We start from the raw sequence: 1,737 nt of genomic DNA, 5'->3' as shown, positions 1-1,737 counted from the left end.
GAATAATCTTCATAAGCAGGCAACTGCTTGATATTTTTAGGAAAAGTCAATGGTAAATGTCCTGATGGCGAAATGTCTCCAAAAAGTACGTCGGCAACTGCATTCCCTCCTTGCTCACCTGGGTACCAAATTTGTACGACAGCATCGCATAATTCCTCTATTCCTTCCAACGAAACCGGACTTCCGCTGGCTATTACCAAAATTAATGGCTTGCCTTTGATCTTAGACGCCACTTCTTGTACATAGTCAATTTGGCTTTGTGGTAATTTTAAATCATTTTTATCTCCTACGTTTTCGGCAGCAATCGCATCTACTTCTTCCCCTTCTCTATCGGCGGTCAAACCTACTACACAAATCGTAACATCTGATTCACCAGCTTCAAAAGGAGCCCAGTTTTTGGGGTTAATATTTTTGTGAAAAGGCAAAACCCCACTTCTATAATTCAATGAAGAACTAGGTGAAACCGCATCTGCAATTCCCTCCAAAATAGTAACCATACCCGAAGTTACTCCAAAGTAGCTTCCCATTAGCATGTCATTTGAATTGGCAAAAGGACCTGTAACGTATGGGATTTTAATGTCTTTTGACAAGGGTAATATATTGTTTTTATTTTTCAGCAATACAATCGACTTTTGCGCTACTTCTCTCGCAAGGGCGATGTGCTCTGGACTATGAATTTTTTCCAAACCATAATTTAAATACGGATTATCTGTCCCCGATTCGTCAAACATTCCCAATCTAAAACGGGTTTTAAAAAGTTGGACTGTTCTTTCATGAATGATTTGCTCTGTGATAAAACCTTCTTGAATCGCTTTTTTCAATTGATCGTAGGTTGTTCCACATTCCAAATTGGTTCCTGCTTTTAAAGAAACAGCTGCCGCTTCTGCCGCCGTTTTTACATATTTTAATTTGCCCGAAACACCACTAACAGCACCACAATCTGACGTAACATACCCATCGAATTTCCATTTGTCTCTTAAAGTTTCTTTCAACAGAAAATCACTTGCGCAAGCTGGCTTTCCGTACACGGCGTTGTAGGCTGCCATTACTCCTTCTACTTTCGCCTCTTTGACCAGCGATTCAAAAGCGGGTAAATAGGTTTCGTATAAATCTTGTTTTGAAGGTGCTGCATTGAATTCGTGTCGAATACTTTCTGGCCCAGAATGCACAGCAAAATGTTTGGCACATGCGGCAGTTTTCAAATATTTCGGATCGTTTCCTTGCAATCCTTTTACAAAAGCAACTCCAATTCGAGACGTTAAAAACGGATCTTCACCATAGGTTTCTTGACCACGACCCCATCTTGGATCTCTAAAAATATTGATATTGGGCGTCCAAAAAGTCAATCCAGAATATTTACTGTGATTGCCATTTTTTTGAGAAATACTATATTTAGCACGGGCTTCTGTCGAAATTGCGGAAGCAACTCTTTCTGCCAATTTAGGGTCGAAAGTAGCTCCCAACGCAATAGCTTGCGGAAAAATAGTTGCCTTGCCGTTTCTACCAATTCCATGTAGCGCTTCGTTCCACCAGTCATAATCGGGCACTTTCAAACGCGGAATTGCCGCTGCACCATTTTTCAACTGGTTAATTTTTTCTTCCGTTGTCATTTGTGACACCAAAATTTCGGCTCTCTTCTCAATTGACAAATTGTTGTTTTGGAAAGAAAAATCTACATTTTGTGCCGTTGTACTCATTGTTGCTAAGACCACTGAGGCGATACTTATTTTTTTGTAT

1 protein-coding gene is annotated in these 1,737 nt (G+C 40.1%); it reads right to left on the bottom strand.

Annotation, left to right across the window (positions count from 1 at the left end; genetic code table 11):
• Positions 1-1,737 (bottom strand): glycoside hydrolase family 3 N-terminal domain-containing protein (locus WBQ70_RS07930; protein WP_423912645.1); only part of this gene is annotated, 1,737 nt, incomplete at both ends.

It is taken from the genome of Flavobacterium sp. (genome assembly GCF_049590715.1).
GTDB lineage: Bacteria > Bacteroidota > Bacteroidia > Flavobacteriales > Flavobacteriaceae > Flavobacterium.
This window is presented reverse-complemented; position numbering and strand designations above follow the sequence as displayed.